We start from the raw sequence: 16,249 nt of genomic DNA, 5'->3' as shown, positions 1-16,249 counted from the left end.
AGACGCTTTTCTGCTCCGCGGTCCGCGCGCGTCCCGCCGCAAGTTGGCCGCGGGCGCCCAACAACTTACGGAGGACCATGACCCAGCTCTCTGAACGCGGCGTCGCAGCCGTGCGGACCGCGTCCCCGGCACCTCCGGGACAGGCGCTGTTGCGCTGGACCACCACCACCGATCACAAGGTGATCGGCAAGATGTACATGGTCACGGCCTTCTGTTTCTTCCTCTTGGCGGGTCTGCTCGCTATGGGCATGCGGGCCGAACTCGCCCGTCCCGGGCTGCAGTTCATGAACGAGCACACATACAACCAGCTCTTCACGATCCACGGCACCATCATGATGCTGCTCTTCGCGACGCCGATGTTCGCGGGCTTCGCGAATGCGGTGATGCCGCTGCAGATCGGTGCTCCCGATGTGGCTTTCCCCCGCCTGAACGCTCTGTCCTACTGGATGTACCTCTTCGGCGGCCTGATGGTCGTCTCGGGCTTCCTGATCCCCGGCGGTGCCGCCGCCTTCGGCTGGTTCGCTTACGCGCCCCTGAACAGCGCGTACCACTCGCCCGGCGCGGGCGGCGACCTGTGGGCGATGGGTCTCGTGGTGGCCGGGGTGTCGACGACGCTCGGCGCCGTCAACTTCATCACCACCATCCTGTGCCTGCGCGCCCCTGGGATGACGATGTTCCGGATGCCGATCTTCACCTGGAACATCCTCTTCACGTCGATCCTGGTGTTGCCCGCCTTTCCGGTTCTCACCGCGGCTCTGCTGGCACTTGAGGCGGACCGGAAATTCGGGGCACACGTCTTCGACGCGGCCAACGGCGGTGCCCTGCTGTGGCAGCACCTTTTCTGGTTCTTCGGCCACCCGGAGGTCTACATCGTCGCCCTGCCGTTCTTCGGGATCATCACGGAGATCATTCCGGTGTTCTCCCGCAAACCGCTCTTCGGGTACGTTCCGTTGATCGGTGCGACCATCGCGATCACCATGCTGTCCGCCGTCGTCTGGGCACACCACATGTTCGCCACCGGCGCGGTGCTTCTGCCGTTCTTCTCCCTCATGTCGTTCCTGATCGCCGTGCCCACTGGCATCAAGTTCTTTGCCTGGATCGGCACGATGCACAGAGGCTCACTGTCGTTCGAGACCCCGATGCTGTGGGCGATGGGTTTCCTGACCTCGTTCCTGCTCGGCGGCCTGAGCGGCGTACTCATCGCCTCGCCGCCGCTCGACTTCCATGTCACCGACTCGTACTTCATCGTGGCGCATCTGCACTACGTCCTGTTCGGCACCGTCGTCTTCGCTATGTTCGGCGGCTTCTACTTCTGGTGGCCCAAGTTCACCGGGAAAATGCTCGACGAGCGGCTCGGCAAAGTGCACTTCTGGCTGCTGTTCCCCAGCTTCCAGCTCACGTTCCTGGTGCAGCACTGGCTCGGCGAGGAGGGCATGCCACGCAGGTACGCGGACTATCTGCCCGCCGACGGTTTCACCCTCCTCAACACGCTGTCGTCGACCGGCGCCTTCCTGCTCGGCGTCTCGACCCTGCCGTTCCTCTATAACGTGTGGCACACGGCCAGATTCGGGAAACGGGTTTCGGAGGACGATCCCTGGGGCTTCGGACGAGGGCTGGAATGGGCGACATCCTGCCCCCCGCCCCGCCACAACTTCTTGGCACTGCCACGGGTGCGTTCTGAGTCCCCTGCCTTCGACCTGCACCATCCCGACATCACCCGGCTGGTCAGGGAGGAGGGTCAACGATGAAGGTCGAAGCGTTCCTCTTCGGCGGCGTCGCCGTGTTCTTCGCGGGCTCCGCCGTCCTCTACGGCTACTGGTCCCACTGGGACCCGCCGGGCACGGCGGCGCTGATGGTGGCGACCCTGATGGCCGCCCTGATCGCGTTCTTCTGCGGGATGCAGTACCGACGCAAGGGGCGCCGCCCTCAGGACCGTAGCGACGCCGAAGTGGCAGACGGCGCGGGACCGTTGGAGTTCTTCCCGGCCAAGAGCCCTTGGCCTGTCGTCACCGGCCTGGGCTTCGCCGTGCTGAGCACGGGAATCGTCTTTGGGCTGTGGCTCTTCCTCATCGGCGTCGGGGTGCTGGCGCGGGGTGTTCTGGGGATGGTGTTCCAGTACGCCGACCGGGGTGCCCGTCAGGAGGGCTGAGCGGCACCCGGGGTGCTCCGGGACGGAACATCTCGACCGGGCGGTGCTCACTTTCGTATCCCCCCATGACGGACTGTCGTACCTCTCCCGTCTCCTCGCCCTCCTCCAAGGCCTCCTGCTCCGCACGCAGTAGGGCGTGGCACAGCTGGCGCGTCACCGCGAACGCCAGGACCGGCGCCAGTACGAGGGAGATGCGTAGGATCCAGGTGAGCGCGTTGACCGAGATGCGGAACGTCTGGGCCACCACGTCGTTGCCGCCAGCCAACAGCAGCACGCCGAAGAAGGTGATGCCGGCGACGCCGAGTCCAGTGCGGACGGGGCGTTCACGGGGCCGGTCGCAAAGGTGGTTCTCCTGATGCCACTCGCCTGTCACCCGCTGTTCGAGGAACGGGTACAGGTAGAGGACGAGGAAGAGCAGCAGGGGCAGTACGACCGCCGGTAGCAGGACGTTCCACATGATGGTGTGTCCGGCGATGTTCGTCTCCCAGGGCGGTACGAGGCGTAGCGCGCCTTCCAGGAAGCCGACGTACCAGTCGGGCTGGGAACCGGTCGACACCTGATCGGGGCGGTAGGGCCCGTACACCCACACCGGGTTGATCTGGGCGATCCCGCCGAGGAGGGCGAGCACACCGAAGACCATGAAGAACAGACCGCCGGAGGAAGCCGTGAATTGGGGGAAGAACGGTTTGCCGACGGCGTTGCGGTTGGTCCTGCCCGGTCCGCGCCACTGGGTGTGCTTCAAGTAGACGACCAGGATCAGGTGGACGGTGACCAGAGCGATCAGCGCGCCGGGGAGCACCAGGATGTGCAGGCCGTAGAGCCTGGAGATCATGTCGTGGCCGGGGAACTCGCCGCCAAACACGAACATGCTCACGTACGTGCCGGCCACGGGGATCGACAACATGATGCCCTGCGCGATACGGAGTCCCGTTCCGGAGAGCAGGTCGTCCGGGAGTGAGTAGCCGGCGAATCCCTCGGCGAGCGCGAGCATGAACAGGGTGACGCCGATCAGCCAGTTGGCCTCGCGGGGCCTGCGGAAGGCGCCGGTGAAGAAGATCCGCAACAGGTGTACACCGATCGCACCGATGAAGACCAAGGCCGCCCAGTGGTGCATCTGCCGGACCAGGAGCCCGCCGCGGACGTCGAAGCTGATGTGCAGAGTGGAGTCGAACGCCTCCGATACCCGCTCCCCGCGCAGCGGCACATACCCTCCGCCGTACGTCACTTCGCGCATCTCGGGCTTGAAGAACAGTGTGAGCCACACACCGGTCAGAACCAGTACGAGCAGGCTGTACAGCGCCAGCTCCCCGAGCAGGAACGACCAGTGGTCGGGGAATGCCTTGCGGAGCAGCCGACCGCCGCCGTCCGTCGTCGGCAGCCGGGCGTCGACCGCGTCCGCGAAACGCTCGCCGGGCGTACTGGGTGGCTCGCTCCCCGATGCCTCCTTGTTTCGGTGGTGTCGCGCCGCGCTCATGTCGCCCCCGGCCCACACCCGGTGAGCGCCTCGCACCGCTCGTCCCTCACGGACGCCTCCCTCCGTACGCACTCGTGGCGCGCTCGTGCTTGTGCCGTGCCGGCAGATGGCGGCAGGCGAGTACCCCGACTGCGCGGAACAGTCGCGCGGCCCGACGGTACGTACCGGTCAATTGAGGGACACGTACCGTGTCTCTCCGGAGACGGAGCAGTCGGATAGTCCCACCATCTCCTCTCGGTCTCCGCGAGCGACATCGCAGTGCGTCCGAATGGGCGCCCGGCCTTCTCGCAGGACCGCCTTCATGGATTCCGCGGTGCGCGTTACACAACACGGGGGGCCGGGAACGGGGGTCGTGTCCGCGGCAGCCTGTGGGGTCTCAGCATGAGGAGGACGCAGGTGCATGATGAAATCGCGAGGGATCAGCCGGTGCCCAGTGCGTCGGCGCCGACTCGAGCGTGCGGGAGGCAGCACGGCAGAAGAGGGAACTTGGTGTCGGAGCGTGGTCCACCTGCGGCACGGATAATAGGCTCACGGACCGCGACATCGTCGTGAAGGTTTTCGACGTCGGCAAAGATCCCACCAACAAGAGGATCGTCATCCCGCGTTCCCAGCCGATGCGCTCGGCGATCACCGTCGCCGGCATCGTCGGCGTCTCCCGCAGAAGCTCGCGGATCTGCACCTCGACCGCGTCCACCGCCGAGCCCTTGAGCGGTCGCTCGTACTTCGGCGGCCGGTCGTGCGCCAGCGCCCGCTTCACCGTGTTCTTCGATATGCCTAGGTGCCTGGCGATCGCCCTGATCGGCATCTGCTCGGCCCGGTGCAACCTGCGGATCTCTGCCCAGTCCTCCACAAGGATCACCTCTTCCTCCTGACCTTGATCAACAAGGCCAGAGTCGGACAAAGGGTACCAAGTGGGTCAGTTTTGATCCGCCGTCAGAGGGTCCGCGTTAAGGCTCTGCCAAGATGTCCGTGAAGCCGATCATGCTCCCGCGCGCCGGTGTCGCTCCGTCACCTGCGGCGTGACAATCGCCGAGTGTGAGGAGCTGCTGAAGACGGTGTTACCGCACCTGGGCGGGGTGCTGGTGGAGCAAGTGAGCCCCGAGACGGGGGTGTTACGCATCGTGGCCAGAACCTCGGAGGCTGTGCCTGTGCCGTGCCCGGGCTGCGGGACACTTTCGGCACGCCGGCACAGCGGATACCGGCGCCGTCTCGCGGACGGTGCGGTCGGCGGGCGGCAGGTCTGCATCGAGCTGACCATCCGCCGTCTGTTCTGCGACGCGCCGGGATGTGTACGGGTGACCTTCGCCGAGCAGGTGGAGGGATTGACCGTGCGCTACGGGCGCCGGACACCGCATCTTGGAAGCCTGCTGGGCGCGATCGCGGTCGCCCTGGCCGGACGGGCCGGCGAACGCCTGGTGGCCCGGCTGCTTGCGCCAGTCAGCCGGACGACCCTGCTGGCCCTGGTCATGGCCCTGCCCGACCCGCCCGCCGCAACGCCCCGGGTGCTCGGGGTGGACGAATTCGCCCTGCGCAAGGGCCATCACAACTACGGCACCGTACTGGTCGATTGCGAGACCCGTGCCCGGGTTGACCTGTTGCCCGAGCGGGAGGCGGCCACCTTCGCGGCCTGGCTCACTGAGCACTCAGGCGTGGAGATCATTTGTCGTGACCGCGGTGGCACCTATGCCGACGGCGCCCGCGCCGGAGCCCCCGGCGCCGTGCAAATTGCTGATCTCTGGCACATCTGGCACAACCTTGCCGAGGCCGTGAAACGCCTGGTCAGCCAGCACAGCGCGTGTCTGCGGGATCCGGCTCCGATCCCGGGCGAGGCTCCCGAGGTCCTGCACCCGCCCGTCTCAAGGGCGGGCCGGTTGGCCGCCCGGGTCGAGCAGCACCACGCGGCCGTGCACGACCTCCTCGACCAGGGCCTGGGTATCCGGTCCGTCGCCCGCCATCTCGGCTTGGCCGTGAACACCGTCTGACGCTATGCCCGGGCCGACACCTGGCAGGAACTCGCCACCGGCCGCTGGCAGAACCTCCCCAGCACCCTGGACCCCTACAAGCCTTACCTGCATCAACGCTGGCGCGAAGGCCATACCGTCGCGGTGAAGTGAAGCTGCACGCCGAACTCCGCGAACGCGGCTTCACCGGCTCCTACTCCGTCGTGCGCGACTACCTCCAAAGCTTCCGCCGCACACCCAACGACACACCCCCGCCACGGCCGCCGGGCGTGCGGAAGGTGACCGGTTGGATCACCCGTAACCCCGACCGCGTGAGCGACGACGACCGGCAGAAACTCAAGGCGATCCTGGCCCGTTGCCCCGAGCTGGAGGCCGCGACCGGGCATGTCCGGTCCTTCGCCGCGATGATGGCCATCCGCAGCGCGGACCGGCTGCCGGAGTGGATCGCCGCCGCCCGTGCGGACCAGAGCCACGGTCTGCGTGCCTTCGCCGACGGGCTGATGGCCGATCTCGACGCGGTCGTCCTCGGGTTGAGTACCGAATGGAGCTCAGGCTGCGTCGAGGGCAGAGTGACGGACATCAAGCTGCTGAAGCGGCAGATGGCGGGCCGTGCCGGCCATCCCTTGCTCCGCAAGCGAGTCCTGCTCCTGGCAGCTGACCGCCGACAACACAGAGTCACGACCACGGCGGCCCCATGATCGGCTTCACGGAAATCTTGGCAGAGCCCGCGTTAAGGCGTCGCCGACAAGGCCGGGGTCCTCTACGCACCCGGCCCGCCGGGGTGTGTGCTGGCCCGGCGCGGGTACCCGCGCCGGGCGTAGGAGTAGGACCCCGGAATGTAAAGGAGGCCCCAATGACCAGCAGCCCGGAGACCGGCGGCGCCACGGGCACGCCGGACAAGGACTACAACCTCATCTGGTACGTGGAAGCATGCTTGAACAACGCGCTGCGTCTGGAGACGTACATCGCGGACGCGGAACGCGAGAAGGACACGGAAGTCGTCGACCTGTTCCGTAAGGCCCAGGCGGACAGCCGCAAGGGTGCTGACATCGGCAAGCGGCTCCTGCGTGCGCGGCTGGGCGGAGCCTGAGCAGCGTCTTGTCACGTGTGAGTGGCGTCCGGCGTGAGCTACGCCGGACGCCACTCACACGGCCGAGCCGCGCGGTGTCACCAGGATGAGGCCTGGTCCATGTCGCACCGGTCTTTCTGTCAGGGGAACAGGGCGATGCCGATGACGATCAGTGCGATGACGCCGATGACGAACGCGGCGATCAGCCAAGGGCTGCGGTGCTTCACAGGAGCCTTGGGCTCCACCCCGCGCGGCCGGTCCTCAGGCAGGGTGGGATGAGCCGGACGGTCCCGAGAGTAGAGTTCCTCGTCACGTCGGTTGTCCATGAGAACTCCTCGATGGTTTCGGCGAGTTCGCCGCACCGCCCCTTCCGAGCGGGTGGCGGAAGACTCCTCATGACCATGCGAGTCCCCCTCATCAGCCACGACAATCTCACCTGTTGACCGGAATCCGACGATGAGCGGCCAGGCGCGGCGAGGCCACGCCCCAGTCGCGTCTGGGGCGTCGCTTCTCGCCGCAGGGGGCGCACACGCAGGCAATAACGACGGACACCGTCCCGCCGGGCGGCACGTCACGGGCCGCTTCTGCGGGTCCACCTGGGCCCCGGCCGGGAAGCGCAAGCCGAATCCCGGACCGGCCACCACGCATGAGGCACGCCGGAAAATACCGTGTCGCACTCCGAGCCGTACCACGCGCTCTGCGGGACCGGCTCCCTGTGGTGTCCAGATCCTGATTCCCGGGGAGGGCTTGATGTCACTCCTGCTGGGCCGGAACGGTTCGACGGCGGGGCCGGTGACCTCGGTGGTGTGCGGGCCGCAGGGCTTTCAACTGTTGCGTAATTCATCAGTGAATCTCAGTTTTTCTGTTCTGTTATTTTGATCGTGTGAAGCTTTCCGAGTGGGCGTCGCGCAATGGCGTGCACTACCAGATCGCGTGGACGTGGGCGAAGGAGGGCCGTATGCCGGCCCCCGTGCGTCAGACGCCGTCCGGTACATGGCTGGTCGACGAGCCCGCTTCGGAGTCGTCCGGCCGGGTGGTGGTGTAGTGCCGGGTCTTGTCGGCGGACCAGGAGCCGGATCTTGAGCGTCAGGTGGCTCGCGTGGTGCAGGCGGCCACGGGTCTGGGCCTGCCGGTTGCGGAGGCCGTGAGCGAGGTTGGTTCGGGGCTGAACGGCAGGCGCCGCAAGCTGCACCGCTTGCTGTCCGACCCGCACGGGTTCTCCCCTCTGCTCCTCGGTCGTCCTTGCAGACGGGCATGGGCCCTCATCCACCGGACGGGTCGCCTGTTCCGCCCTCGGGGTGTTGCCCCAGTTCGGCGTGAGCGTGCCCCTCAACGGGCCGGAGGACCCGAACTCCGTCACGGTGCTCACTTCACGGTTGCGGATCGTCCGCCTTATGGAGGGCCCCGGAGCGTGGCGGGGCACATGTGTCCTGCGCCTCTGGAGGTGAGAGCTGGGCGACCGCCCTGGAGATCTGGCGTTGCACTTGGTCGGACAGCGGGGGCCCGGTGACCGAGCCGACGAGTTGCTCGGCGAGTTGGTGGAGTTTGGTGTTGGTGTGCTGCGAGGCGTCGACCAAGACGCTCCAGGCGTCTTCGGGGCCCAGGCTGTAGGAGGCCATCAGGATTCCCCGGGCCAGGTCGATGATCGGCCGGGTCAGCATGGCGCGTTTGAGCTGCACGGCTTCGACGCGCAGTTCCTCGGCGTCGTTGGGCACCCTGTTCTCCTCCAGGAAGTCGTGCGTTGTCGCGGAATGTGGGTTCCAGGCATTGACCACACCGTTGCTGGGGACGCGGCTGAACATCGACGACGTGTCGGTGAGAGTGAACAGCCTCTCGACCTCGGGGCTGAGGGCCCGGATGCAGAGTGTCTTGCCGTCCGCCAAGGCGAGTCGCCGGACTCGGATCAGGACGTTGAGGCCGGCGCAGTCGCAGAAGCCGACTCCGGCAAGGTCGAGGTCCACGCCTTCGGACGACCGGGCCAGAGCCAGTCGTAGGGCGTGGTGCATCATTTGTTCCGTATCGATGTCAATCTCGCCGGAGATCGCCACCACCGTACGGCTGCCGGCTGAGCGCGTCACGATGTCCAGGAACGGCGACGGCACCACTGCTGCCGGGGTCCGCGGCCTTGCACAGACAGCTTGGCCGCTCCTGGGCGGGGCAGAGAAGTCGTGTTCTGACATGGCACTCGCTCCCGAGGCGTTCGCCCGTCCTCCACTGCTGCAAGTCTCACCCCAAGTATGAGACCCGTCAAGATAAGCAGGAAATCTATTTCGCGCCTTTGAATGCGTGAATTGGATGCCCTAGGTTTAGAGCATGGGTGACATATCCGAGACGCGTACAGGATGGACGTTCCTCACCAGTCATGCCCGGGTACTGGCCACGATCGCCAGGGATAGTCGCATCCGTATCCGTGACATCGCCGCGCGGTGCCAGCTCACCGAGAGGGCGGTTCAGAAGATCATTTCGGATCTGGAGGGGGACGGCTACCTCACCCACACGCGGGAGGGGCGCACGAACACCTATCGCATCGAGCCGGGCACCATTCTCAGGCACCCCGCTGAGGCGGGGATGGCGGTCGAAGCGCTCCTGTCCGTCTTCGCACGGCACGATGCACAGCGTGACGGGCACCCGCATGGATCGTCGGCGGTTACGGAACGGGATCGTGACTCCGAGGCCGCCAGGTGACGACGGCGGCTTGACCGCACCGCGGTTTGAAGCGTGCGAGGAGGGAGCCCAGCCGATGCTGGGTGGTCCAAGGAGGTGGGGCTGCGGAGCCGCTCTTCCCGCCGCACGCGGCGAGGCGCGATCCGCAGCCCTATCGGCCCATCAGCGGTGGCGTGCCGCTGGCCCCGCTCGTCGACTCGGAGCGGTCTGCGCGAAGAGGTGGAGCCGACCCGTCTTTACCCCGTCTCGATCCCGGTTTCGCGAGCGTTTCGCAACTGTGCCCCATTTGTCGTGACATATGTGTATTTTCTGGCTCGTCATCTTTGTGGGTGAGTGCTTGTTTCACGACTCTTGGCGGGGGAAGGCGGAGCTGTGAGTGCTTCGGACAGGAGGCACATCCGTGGGAGCCGGTCACGCCGGATCGCGGGTGTGATTCGCCTGCTCGGTGCGTGCTCGCTCCCATGGGACCGCCCAGTCGGCACCCCCTGAGGGAGTGGTGAGCACCCATGGAGACAGTGACCAGGAAGCATCATCCGCATGACGACGCACCGCGTACCGCTGCCGCTTTCGAATGCCTTTCCCGTCTGCCTGACGGGCCGGAGAGGGATGCGCTGCGTGATGAGCTTGTGCGGGTCTGGCTGCCGATGGCGGACCGTATCGCGGGCCGGTACCGAGGGAAGGGGGAGCCTTACGAGGATCTGCGCCAGGTAGCGGCGCTGGGCCTGGTCAAGGCCGTCGACGGCTACGATCCTTCGCGCGGCCATGCGTTCGAGAGTTATGCCGTGCCGACGGTCACCGGTGAGATCAAGCGCCACTTCCGTGACCACATGTGGGCTCTGCACGTCCCTCGGCGGGTCCAGGAGCTCCGCAACCGGGTGCGGGAGGCTCTGCGGGAGTTGTCCGCGAGCGATGCGGGCCGGCGTCCGAGCGTCGCGGAGATCGCCGCGTGTGCGCAGCTGAGCGAGGACGACGTTCGTGCCGGCCTGGAGGCGCTGGACAGCTTCGCCGCGCTCTCGCTGGACGCCGAGACGCAGAGTGAGGATACCGGTCTGACGCTCGCCGGGCTGCTGGGGGAGCGGGATGCGGGGTTCGACCTGGTCGTCGACCGTGAGGCCGTCAAGCCCGCGCTGCAGTCACTGCCCGAGCGCGAGCGCGTCATCCTGTATCTGCGGTTCTTCCGGGGCATGACCCAAAGCCGCATCGCGGAGCAGCTGGGCGTCTCCCAGATGCATGTCTCCCGCCTGATCAGCACCACCTGCGCCACCGTCCGTGAGCGCGTGCTTGCCGACGCGGTCTAGCAGTTCCGTCCACGGACGCCGGTGACACGCTCGGGTTGGGGTGATCTTGAATCAGCGAAAGTCCCGCGGGCTCGGTGGTGCGGATTGCGGTATCTCCACACGAACGGTCAGAAGGCCCTGAGACGCCCCAGCGTAATTCTCCCTGACAGGGATCAGTGGCCGGAGGTTCTGCTGGTGAGGCGGGTCCGCCGGGCGGCCCGACCGCCCCGCGGGACTCTTCCTGGGGCGGCCGGTGGCGGACTCACTGCCGAACCCTCCCGGGACGGGTTGGACAGCTTGTCGCCCTCTTCGGACTACCGGGCTGGATCCGCTTCAAACAAGACGTGCGGAGCACGCTGAGTCGGGGTTTCGGAAGACTGGGCGGGCCGTGCTTGCGCTTGTCGGGGACCCCGTCGAAGGGCTCCAGCACATAGGACGAAAGATCCCCCGCTCTTTGATCATCGTCGCGGGCGCAGTTCGTCGTCGGACGGGCGGCGTCCGGTGATGCCGGTGATGAGTTCGGCGCAGAGGTCGCGGAGTTTGGTGTTGCGGTGCTGGGAGGCGGTGCGCAGGATCTGGAAGGCTTCCTCGGCCGTGCAGCGCTGTTGGCCCATGAGGACTCCCATGGCCTGGTCGATGACGGTTCGGGACTTCAGTGCCGTCTGGAGGTCGGCGGTGAACTGCTGAGCGTCCGCGATCCGTTGGGCTAGCTCTATCGCGCCGGTGGCTTGGGCTGCCAGCAGCCGCAGGGACGTCAGGTCGGCGTCGGCGAAGGCGTACGGTACGGGCGCATACAGGTTCAGGGCCCCCGCGGTATGGGTGTAGGGAGCAATCGGCAGGGACAGGGACGAGCGGGCGCCGCAGGCAGCGGCGTAGGCGGGGTAGCCGCCCCAGCGTTTCTCGCTCAGGGTGTCGGGGACGTCGACCGTCAGACCGGTACGCATCGCCTGCAGACACGGGCCGTCGTCCTGGCCGTACTGGGCCTCGTCGAGCTTGGTCGCGCTGGCGCCGGCGCTGGACACCGTGACGGGGCGGCCCCGGCGCTCCATGGTGACCCCGCAGCCGTCCGCTGCGGGCGCCAGCTCGAGCGCGCGCTGTGCGAGGGCTTGGAGGAATTCGTCCAAGGTGTCGGTGTCGAGCAGCAGTGCGGTCACGTCCTGCGCAGCCGGAAGTGGCCTGTCGGTCATGGTCATCTCGTTCTGGGTGGGGCGGATACCCGGGCAGCACGGGCGACCTCACGGGAACGCCGGGAGGGGCCGCTGTCGGCTGCGCGCGTCAGGTACTCCGCACGGGCAGAGGGTGGGTACTACAGCGGCACTCAGAGGAAGAGGTGACGCCCGGTGGTTCGGCATACCAGCGTCGGCTGGCCAGCCCCCTCATCAGGGACGTCTTCGCGGTGATGCACGGGTGGACAGCCGCGGGCGAGGGCTGAGGCCGCGCCGACCGTGGTGGTCACCCGGAGCGCGCGCGTCAGGCCAGCGGCTTGCAGAACGCGGCGGGCCAGTGGCCGACGTGCCGCGACGCACAGCACAGTGCCCTGCTTCCCGGCGGTTCGTCGGACGCTCAACAGAAGCTGCAGCGCGGTAGAGGTGAGCAGGGGAGTACGGATGTCCACGATCACGACCGACGTTCCTGCCGTGCGAATCAGCCGCTCCAGTTCCCGTTCGACAGTGTCCTTGGTGTCCGGGTCGATGACCTCGTCCAATTCCACGACCAAGCGGCTACCCGCGTGATGGCTCAGAAGCGACACGAAAACCCCATAAAGGTAAAGAAACCCCGGGGCCGCTTCCTGACCTCGTCATCATTATGCCCTGGCGTACGGCGGGGCGAGAAACGATCGGCGACGTGGGCAGAGTGCTGTCGGAGGAGGGCGTTCATCGGGGTTCAACCACGCGGGCGCAGTTCGTCGTCGGACGGGCGGCGTCCGGTGATGCCGGTGATGAGTTCGGCGCAGAGGTCGCGGAGTTTGGTGTTGCGGTGCTGGGAGGCGGTGCGCAGGATCTGGAAGGCTTCCTCGGCCGTGCAGCGCTGTTGGCCCATGAGGACTCCCATGGCCTGGTCGATGACGGTTCGGGACTTCAGTGCCGTCTGGAGGTCGGCGGTGAACTGCTGAGCGTCCGCGATCCGTTGGGCTAGCTCTATCGCGCCGGTGGCTTGGGCTGCCAGCAGCCGCAGGGACGTCAGGTCGGCGTCGGCGAAGGCGTACGGTACGGGCGCATACAGGTTCAGGGCCCCCGCGGTATGGGTGTAGGGAGCAATCGGCAGGGACAGGGACGAGCAGGCGCCCGACGCGGCGGCACGCGCCGGATAGCTGCCCCAGCCGTTCCTAGAGCGTGTCGGGCACGTCGATCTCTTGCGGCTGCGCAGGGCTTCCAGAGAGGGCCCGTCGTCCCGGACGCACTGCGCCTCGTCCAGCACGGCGGCGCTGGAGCCGGCGCTGGTGACGGTCAGCGGGCGTCCCCGGCGGCCCAATGTGAGCCCGCATCCCTGCGCGTCGGGCGCGAGATCGATGGCCCGGTCGGCCAGCCGCCGGAAGGATTCTCCAGAGGGTCGGTCTCCAGCAGCAGCGCGCGATGTGCTGTAAGTCGGCGGAAGGGCCCGTGACCATGAATGTCCGATTCAGACGGCAGGGCCGCCCTGTGATGTCGTAACGAGTGATGTAGAAGGCACGGCCCCGCCCGCGCGTACTCCGGCGAGGCCACCAGTCCTATGCGGGAAGGGGAGTGACCTGCTTCCTTCGTGGTACACGCCTACTGCGTACGACGGTGTTGCGTACGAATCGGGGACATTCAGTGTCGGCAGTGCCCGGCATCGCGGCGTTCGTGTCGTGGGCGGCAGCGGATGCGCGGGGACTGACGCATGATGGACCAAGTCGTTGTCGCCGGAGGTGGGCGTGTGAAGTCCGGTCGTCCGGACGAGGGCGGAGAGCGGGGCACCGGGTCTGCGAGCGGCTCAGGTGCTTCGGATCACCGTCCCGTCATCAGGGCGCTGGCGGGCGCGCTGGAGGCGTCCGACGCTGCCTCGGCCCCGGCGCGGCTCTGTCAGATCTGTGTCGATCTGCTGGACGTCACGGGAGCATCGGTCTCCCTCGCCGGCGGCGCGTCCGGGGAAGCGGCGTTGTGGTGGTCCAGCGACCCGGTGGCCGCGCAACTGGCGGAGGCGCAGTACAGCCTCGGCGACGGCCCCTGCCACACGGCCCGGACGTTGGTCGCTCCAGTACTGGCCGCGGACCTGACCGGTGGAGCCGACGCGCGTCGATGGCCGATGTTCGCCCAGCGAGCGGTGGAATTGGGAGTGCGCGCGGTGTTCTCGCTCCCTCTTGGCACTGACGCGGTGGCGATCGGTTCGCTGGATCTGTACCGCCGCAGTCCGGGGCCGCTGAGCGCGGGGGACACGGTGGGCGCTTTCACCGCTGGTGACGCCATCACCCTGGCGCTGATGCGCGTCCAGTCGCAGGCGGAGGCCACGGCCGAACATGACGACGTTGAGCTCACTTCCTGGCTGGACGCCGCGGAGTCGGGCCACGAGGAGGTCCATTACGCCACGGGCATGCTGATGGTGCAGTTGGGCGTCGGTCCACAGCAGGCACTGGCCCGACTGCGTGCCCACGCGTACGCGCAGGGCGTGACGGTGACCGAAGCAGCACGTGAGGTACTGGCCCGCAGAATGGAATTCGATGAGTAGGCCCGGACCGACCGACACCGAGGACAGCGACATGGGCATGAGCCGGGTACAGCGTGTCGCGGAGGCCTTCATCAGCGTGTCCGACGTCTTCGACTCCGACGTCGACGCGTTGGTGCTGGCAGGCCGGCTGGTGAACCACTGCATCGAACTCACGGAGGCCGACAGAGCGGGACTGCTGTTCGTCGACGCGCGCGGACGACTGCGCACCGTCGTCTCGTCAGACCGTCGCGCGGAGGCGCTGGACAGGTTGCAGGCCCGGACCGTCGAAGGGCCGGGCGTGGATTCCCTGCGGACCGGGGGACCGGTCCGCGCCCCACGGCTCGATACCCACGCCGAGCGCTGGCCCGAGTACGTTCGCATCGCCGAAGACGTGGGTGTCCACGGCGTCTACGCGCTTCCTGTCACTGCGCGCGATGAGCCGGTTGGAACACTGAACCTCTACGTGAGCGACGCTCGCGAAATCCCCGCCGAAGACCTTACCGTGGCGGCGTCGCTTGCTGGGGTCGCCGTCGATGCCATGCTGCGCTGGCGGCCGGAGCCACCGCGACCCTCGGACGTCTCGACCCGGATCCAGTCGGTGATCTCCTCCAAAGCGGCGCTGGAAACGGCGATCGGGATGCTCGCGGCGAGTGAGGGCCTGACCATCACCGAAGCCACACGGGCGCTGCGGGACTACGCCCGGCGCCACGGGACGCCGTCGGTGATCGTCGCACAGCAATTGTTGGGACGCGCCCTTGCCCTGCAGGAGGTCCTCAGCACGGCACCGGTTGCCCGGCCTTCGGACCCGACCGGCTGAGTCGGCTGCTCCAGCCTCTTTCCGAGGGGCGTTGCCCGACCGGGATCGGCCGGTCGGTGGGACAGTGGGAATACACAGCGGTTGCCTCTCCCGCCCAGGCCCTTGGCGGGACGACCGAACGGCGCTGGAGGTTTCCGGGGACCGGAGCCCGCCCCAGCGGCATGCTGCCATGCCGAACAGCGGACAACGCTCCGCGAGGGGATCACCATGACCGGCTCACCCGACCCCGCCGTACCCGACCTCACAGCGCTCCTTTTGACTACCAGGACACTGGAAGCCTTCCTCACCGCTCTGGCCGATACTGTCGTCGATCTGGCGCCCGGATGCGACGGATGTGGAATCACCCTGGAACGGGAGGGGCTTCTGCTGACGGTGGCCAGTAGCGGCACCAGTGCCAGACAGTTGGACGAAGAGCAGTACGGCCAGAACGACGGCCCCTGCCTGCAGGCCCTGCGCACCGGTCAGGAGATCTTCGTCCAGGACACGCGTACCGACCGGCGCTGGGGCGAGTACCCCGCATACGCCGCGGCCGCCGGCACCCGCTCTTCCCTCTCCCTGCCGATCGCCGCCCGAACCCACACGCCCGGCGCCATCAACCTCTATGCCTCCGCGCCGGACGCATTCGCTGACGCCGATCTCAGCGTCCTACGGGCCATCGCTGCCGAGGCCACGGGAGCCATCGCAATGGCCCAGCGGCTGGCCGACGTCTCGGCGTTCAACGACGAACTACAGACTGTTCTGGCTACCCGCACGCTCATTGACCGGGCGACCGGCATCACCATGGCGCGCAACGGCTGCACCTACGACGAGGCACTCGCCTCCCTCAAGGACGTCGCTCGTCAGCACGACACCACACTGCGCGAGGTGAGTGCGGCCCTCGTACGCCACTACGGCGAACCGCCGAACTCGAGTGAACCCCAATAAGTTCATTGCTTTGGGCTGCGGCACGGTACCGGCGGTATCTCCGGTACCCGGTTGGGCAAGGCGGCCCGGGGGCGGCGGGGGTGCGGTGCGATCAGCCCGATCACCCCTCGAACCAGGTACTCGCCGGGTATGCAGGCCCGGTTCCGAGAACCTGAGCTAGTGCTGTGACCGCGTTGGTTCGCCGGGGTGGCGGTTGGATGTGGGGTGACGTCCGATCCGATCGCTGGAGGCGCGGTGGCCGAGCCTGTCCG

General features: G+C 67.4%; 16 protein-coding genes and 2 pseudogenes. 11 read left to right on the top strand and 7 right to left on the bottom strand.

Translation table 11 applies throughout. The annotated features are described in order from the left end of the window. The first annotated feature begins 77 nt into the window (after nucleotides 1-77). Together ctaD and ACIRB1_RS43300 are read left to right on the top strand one after the other, a co-directional pair. On the top strand, nucleotides 78-1,748 hold the full coding sequence (gene ctaD / locus ACIRB1_RS43305; protein ID WP_403469485.1) for a cytochrome c oxidase subunit I: 1,671 nt from the start codon (nucleotides 78-80) through the stop codon (nucleotides 1,746-1,748). After that, nucleotides 1,745-2,149, top strand: a complete 405-nt coding sequence (locus ACIRB1_RS43300; protein ID WP_403469484.1) for a cytochrome c oxidase subunit 4 — start codon at nucleotides 1,745-1,747, stop codon at nucleotides 2,147-2,149. Before ctaD ends, ACIRB1_RS43300 begins: the two co-directional genes overlap by 4 nt. Here ACIRB1_RS43300 and ACIRB1_RS43295 read toward each other — a convergent pair. Beyond that, nucleotides 2,067-3,623: a cytochrome bc complex cytochrome b subunit gene (locus tag ACIRB1_RS43295; RefSeq protein WP_403469483.1), complete on the bottom strand. Its 1,557-nt coding sequence runs from the start codon at nucleotides 3,621-3,623 to the stop codon at nucleotides 2,067-2,069. The two genes, ACIRB1_RS43300 and ACIRB1_RS43295, sit on opposite strands and share 83 nt — an antisense overlap. Before the next feature lie 586 nt (nucleotides 3,624-4,209). Beyond that, nucleotides 4,210-4,482, bottom strand: a pseudogene (locus ACIRB1_RS43290) (helix-turn-helix domain-containing protein); the annotation flags it as partial. Nucleotides 4,483-4,642: 160 nt separating this feature from the next. Here ACIRB1_RS43290 and ACIRB1_RS43285 point away from each other — a divergent pair. From ACIRB1_RS43285 to ACIRB1_RS43275, 3 genes are all read left to right on the top strand, one after another. Then, nucleotides 4,643-5,605 carry an ISL3 family transposase gene (locus ACIRB1_RS43285; protein WP_403469482.1) on the top strand — a complete coding sequence of 321 codons (963 nt, stop codon included), beginning with the start codon at nucleotides 4,643-4,645 and terminating at the stop codon, nucleotides 5,603-5,605. A 128-nt stretch (nucleotides 5,606-5,733) separates the two neighbouring features. Further along, the gene (locus ACIRB1_RS43280) at nucleotides 5,734-6,282 is read left to right on the top strand and encodes a transposase (RefSeq protein WP_403469481.1); all 549 of its coding nucleotides are present in this window, start codon (nucleotides 5,734-5,736) and stop codon (nucleotides 6,280-6,282) included. Nucleotides 6,283-6,437: 155 nt separating this feature from the next. Then, nucleotides 6,438-6,674 carry a hypothetical protein gene (locus tag ACIRB1_RS43275; protein WP_403469480.1) on the top strand — a complete coding sequence of 79 codons (237 nt, stop codon included), beginning with the start codon at nucleotides 6,438-6,440 and terminating at the stop codon, nucleotides 6,672-6,674. A gap of 119 nt (nucleotides 6,675-6,793) precedes the next feature. Here the strand turns inward: ACIRB1_RS43275 and ACIRB1_RS43270 are convergent, their stop codons facing one another. After that, on the bottom strand, nucleotides 6,794-6,979 hold the full coding sequence (locus ACIRB1_RS43270) for a hypothetical protein (protein WP_403469479.1): 186 nt from the start codon (nucleotides 6,977-6,979) through the stop codon (nucleotides 6,794-6,796). Between the two features lie 557 nt (nucleotides 6,980-7,536). On the opposite strand from ACIRB1_RS43270, the gene ACIRB1_RS43265 reads away from it, so the two are divergent. Further along, entirely contained in the window at nucleotides 7,537-7,698 is a 162-nt protein-coding gene (locus ACIRB1_RS43265) for a hypothetical protein (protein ID WP_403469478.1), read from the top strand. Nucleotides 7,699-8,023: 325 nt separating this feature from the next. On the opposite strand, the gene ACIRB1_RS43260 is transcribed toward ACIRB1_RS43265, so the two are convergent. Continuing rightward, entirely contained in the window at nucleotides 8,024-8,731 is a 708-nt protein-coding gene (locus tag ACIRB1_RS43260; RefSeq protein WP_403469477.1) for an ANTAR domain-containing protein, read from the bottom strand. Nucleotides 8,732-8,966: 235 nt separating this feature from the next. Between ACIRB1_RS43260 and ACIRB1_RS43255 the strand changes: the two genes are divergently transcribed. Together ACIRB1_RS43255 and ACIRB1_RS43250 are read left to right on the top strand one after the other, a co-directional pair. Then, on the top strand, nucleotides 8,967-9,338 hold the full coding sequence (locus ACIRB1_RS43255) for a helix-turn-helix transcriptional regulator (RefSeq protein ID WP_403469476.1): 372 nt from the start codon (nucleotides 8,967-8,969) through the stop codon (nucleotides 9,336-9,338). Nucleotides 9,339-9,823: 485 nt separating this feature from the next. Next, complete coding sequence (locus tag ACIRB1_RS43250) at nucleotides 9,824-10,615, top strand: SigB/SigF/SigG family RNA polymerase sigma factor (protein WP_403469475.1); 792 nt, start codon at nucleotides 9,824-9,826, stop codon at nucleotides 10,613-10,615. Nucleotides 10,616-11,052: 437 nt separating this feature from the next. Here the strand turns inward: ACIRB1_RS43250 and ACIRB1_RS43245 are convergent, their stop codons facing one another. The 3 genes and pseudogenes from ACIRB1_RS43245 to ACIRB1_RS43235 form a co-directional block, all read right to left on the bottom strand. Beyond that, nucleotides 11,053-11,781, bottom strand: a complete 729-nt coding sequence (locus tag ACIRB1_RS43245; protein ID WP_403469474.1) for a GAF and ANTAR domain-containing protein — start codon at nucleotides 11,779-11,781, stop codon at nucleotides 11,053-11,055. Between the two features lie 131 nt (nucleotides 11,782-11,912). Next, nucleotides 11,913-12,305, bottom strand: a complete 393-nt coding sequence (locus ACIRB1_RS43240) for an STAS domain-containing protein (RefSeq protein WP_403469473.1) — start codon at nucleotides 12,303-12,305, stop codon at nucleotides 11,913-11,915. Nucleotides 12,306-12,478: 173 nt separating this feature from the next. Continuing rightward, nucleotides 12,479-13,206, bottom strand: a pseudogene (locus ACIRB1_RS43235) (GAF and ANTAR domain-containing protein). A gap of 283 nt (nucleotides 13,207-13,489) precedes the next feature. On the opposite strand from ACIRB1_RS43235, the gene ACIRB1_RS43230 reads away from it, so the two are divergent. The 3 genes from ACIRB1_RS43230 (at nucleotide 13,490) to ACIRB1_RS43220 (ending at nucleotide 15,998) form a co-directional block, all read left to right on the top strand. Next, entirely contained in the window at nucleotides 13,490-14,278 is a 789-nt protein-coding gene (locus ACIRB1_RS43230) for an ANTAR domain-containing protein (protein WP_403469472.1), read from the top strand. Continuing rightward, on the top strand, nucleotides 14,271-15,074 hold the full coding sequence (locus ACIRB1_RS43225) for a GAF and ANTAR domain-containing protein (RefSeq protein ID WP_403469471.1): 804 nt from the start codon (nucleotides 14,271-14,273) through the stop codon (nucleotides 15,072-15,074). Before ACIRB1_RS43230 ends, ACIRB1_RS43225 begins: the two co-directional genes overlap by 8 nt. Nucleotides 15,075-15,281: 207 nt before the next feature. Then, entirely contained in the window at nucleotides 15,282-15,998 is a 717-nt protein-coding gene (locus ACIRB1_RS43220) for a GAF and ANTAR domain-containing protein (protein ID WP_403469470.1), read from the top strand. The last annotated feature ends 251 nt before the right edge of the window (nucleotides 15,999-16,249 follow it).

The sequence above is a fragment of the Streptomyces sp. NPDC096013 genome (genome assembly GCF_044763565.1).
GTDB lineage: Bacteria > Actinomycetota > Actinomycetes > Streptomycetales > Streptomycetaceae > Streptomyces.
This window is presented reverse-complemented; position numbering and strand designations above follow the sequence as displayed.